Origin of the sequence: Kitasatospora sp. NPDC018619 (assembly GCF_044391605.1) — a bacterium.
GTDB lineage: Bacteria > Actinomycetota > Actinomycetes > Streptomycetales > Streptomycetaceae > Kitasatospora.
The window spans coordinates 12,341-14,826 of sequence record NZ_JBISAI010000020.1; the positions used below are offsets into that span (position 1 = coordinate 12,341).

Sequence of the window (2,486 nt, forward strand, 5' to 3'; positions counted from 1 at the left end):
AAGGCTTTCCAGGCGGCGGGTTCGAAGGCCAGGTGGGGGCCGGACGTGTCCTTGGAGTCACGGACGTGGACGGTGCCGGGGGTCTCGGCGACCTCGACGCACTCGGCACCTTCATTGCTGCTGTAACTGCTCTTGAACCAGGCCAGTTCCATACCGTTTGACGGTACGCCAGCGGCTCGCCGTCGGGTAGTGGCGGGTGTCAGACCTTGGTGGTGGCGGCGAACGTCACGAAGGCTTTCCAGGCGGCGGGTTCGAAGGCCAGGTGGGGGCCGGACGTGTCCTTGGAGTCACGGACGTGGACGGTGCCGGGGGTCTCGGCGACCTCCACGCATGCGGCGCCTTCGTTGCTGCTGTAACTGCTCTTGAACCAGGCCAGTTCCATATTGCCCGACGGTACGCCAGCGACTCGGCATCGGGTAGGTGGCGGGTGTCAGACGTCGATGGTGGCGGCGAACGTCACGAAGGCTTTCCAGGCGGCGGGTTCGAAGGCCAGCTGGGGGCCGGACGTGTCCTTGGAGTCACGGACGTGGACGGTGCCGGGGGTCTCGGCGACCTCCACGCAGTTGACTTCCTCGTTGGTGCTGTAACTGCTCTTGAACCAAGCGAGTTCCATACCGCATGACGGTACGCCAACGGCCCGCCGCCGGGAAGGCGGTGGGCCGTTGAGGGGGGTCCGGCGGGTGTCAGACCTCGGTGGTGGCGGCGAACTTCACGAAGGCCTCCCAGGCGGCCGGCTCGAAGGCCAGCTGGGGGCCGGACTTGTCCTTGGAGTCACGGACATGGACGGTGCCCGGGGTCTCGGCGACCTCGACGCACTGGGCTTCCTCGTTGGTGCTGTAGCTGCTCTTGAACCACGCCAGCTCGGCCATGCCTACCGCTCTCCCAGAATCGCTTCGATCAAGGCCAGGGACTCCCTCAGCCCCAGGGCCTGGGCCCGGATACTGCTGTACCGTGCCGCCATATTACGGACTTCCGCCGGGTCCGTGATCAGACGGTTCACATGCTGCGCGGCGGCGTAGCCGATCTGCGGCCGGTTGGGCGGGGTCAGCAGCGTGAACGAGCCGCCCATCCCCGCGTGGCTCATCCGGTCGAGCGGCATGACCTGGAGCTCGGGGCCGCGCATCTGTCCCACCTTCAGTAGGTGCTGGAGCTGCTCCCTGTGCACGTCCCACCCGCCCAGCGGGCGCCGCAGCACGCTCTCGTCGATCACCCACGTCACCACCGGCAGCGGCCAGCGGGTCAGGATCTCCTGCCGGGCCAGCCGCGCCGTCACCCACTCGTCGATCTTGTCGGGCGCGAGGATCGGCCGACGCATCTCGTACAGCGCGCGGATGTACGCCTCGGTCTGGAGTAGCCCCGGGATCACCATCGTGCCGTACTCGTGGATCTCGATGGCCCGGTGCTCCTCCGAGGTGAAGGCCTTGGAGAAGGCCGGATGGCGCTCGCTCACCCGGACCTTCGCCTTCATCACGTCGTCCGCGATGACCTTCAGGGCGCCACCGGCGTTGATGATCGGGTCCACCTTCGTGAGGAACTCGATCCTCGCCGTCCGTACCCCCCGCTCCATCGCGCCGATCTGGTCCTCGCTGTAGCCCGTGAGCGTCGCCAGCTGCTTCTGCGTGATGCCGGCCCGCTCCCGGAAGTGCTTGATCAGCTTGCCCACCGCGCTGTAGAACTCCGCGACCCCGTCCGAGTTCTCCGCCGTCTCGCCGTCATCGAACACAGTGCGCTCGACGCCAGCCATGAGTACCACCTGCCCTTGCGATCGATTGATCCGGGGCGGCCGACATGCCGACCCCTCGTGTCCGTACAAGCACTCTCCGTGCTCGTCGGGTTGCTGGTCAGCCTACGTCCGCCGGGCCACGCTTGATTCCCATGACGACCGAAATCCCCCTCGACAACTCCCGGTCTCGTACCGCCGTCCTCAACGCCACCCCCAAGGGCGCCGCCATCTGCCGCCGCCTGGCGCGACGTCAACTCGCCGACTGGGGACTGGACTCCACGCACACCGAATCCTTCCACTGCGCTCTGCTGATCGTCGCGGAGCTGGCCGCGAACGCGATCACGCACGGACGCCTTCCGGGGCGCGGGTTCGAAGTTCACCTCTCCCTCACGACCTCGGTGCGCCGGGGCACCACCCTGCGCATCGAGATCAGCGACCCCCGGGGGGACAGGCTCCCCGTCCTTCCCGCCGTCCACACCCCCAACGCCCAGACGGGGCGCGGCCTCACCCTGATCGACGCCCTCTGCCACCGCTGGGGCACCATCCCCCGCGAGCCCAACTCCAAGACCGTCTGGGCCGAACTCGACCTCGCCGACGCCCCCGCCACCCCGACCGCCGACTGAGCCCCCGCCGGCTGACCCCCGGACCGCGGGGGGGGGGGGGGGGGGGGGCCCCCCCCCCCCCGGGCCCGGCCCCCCCGGGGGGGGCGGGGGGGGGGGGCGGGGGGCCCCCCCGGGGGGGGGGCCCCCGCTTGAGGGTTGCC

6 protein-coding genes are annotated in these 2,486 nt (G+C 69.4%); 1 reads left to right on the forward strand and 5 read right to left on the reverse strand.

Translation table 11 applies throughout. The features are described from left to right. From ACH5AR_RS27120 to ACH5AR_RS27140, 5 genes are all read right to left on the reverse strand, one after another. A partial coding sequence (locus ACH5AR_RS27120) for a DUF397 domain-containing protein (protein WP_396304222.1) occupies nt 1–152 on the reverse strand: 152 nt, incomplete at its 3' end. A 47-nt stretch (nt 153–199) separates the two neighbouring features. After that, complete coding sequence (locus ACH5AR_RS27125; RefSeq protein WP_396304126.1) at nt 200–382, reverse strand: DUF397 domain-containing protein; 183 nt, start codon at nt 380–382, stop codon at nt 200–202. A gap of 48 nt (nt 383–430) precedes the next feature. Next, nucleotides 431–613, reverse strand: coding sequence for a DUF397 domain-containing protein (locus ACH5AR_RS27130; RefSeq protein ID WP_396304127.1), 183 nt, complete (start codon nt 611–613; stop codon nt 431–433). Between the two features lie 70 nt (nt 614–683). Continuing rightward, a complete protein-coding gene (locus tag ACH5AR_RS27135; protein WP_396304128.1) occupies nt 684–869 on the reverse strand; it encodes a DUF397 domain-containing protein in 186 nt (61 codons plus the stop codon). Between the two features lie 2 nt (nt 870–871). Then, the gene (locus tag ACH5AR_RS27140; RefSeq protein WP_396304129.1) at nt 872–1,744 is read right to left on the reverse strand and encodes a helix-turn-helix domain-containing protein; all 873 of its coding nucleotides are present in this window, start codon (nt 1,742–1,744) and stop codon (nt 872–874) included. A 131-nt stretch (nt 1,745–1,875) separates the two neighbouring features. On the opposite strand from ACH5AR_RS27140, the gene ACH5AR_RS27145 reads away from it, so the two are divergent. Continuing rightward, complete coding sequence (locus ACH5AR_RS27145; RefSeq protein ID WP_396304130.1) at nt 1,876–2,346, forward strand: ATP-binding protein; 471 nt, start codon at nt 1,876–1,878, stop codon at nt 2,344–2,346. The last annotated feature ends 140 nt before the right edge of the window (nt 2,347–2,486 follow it).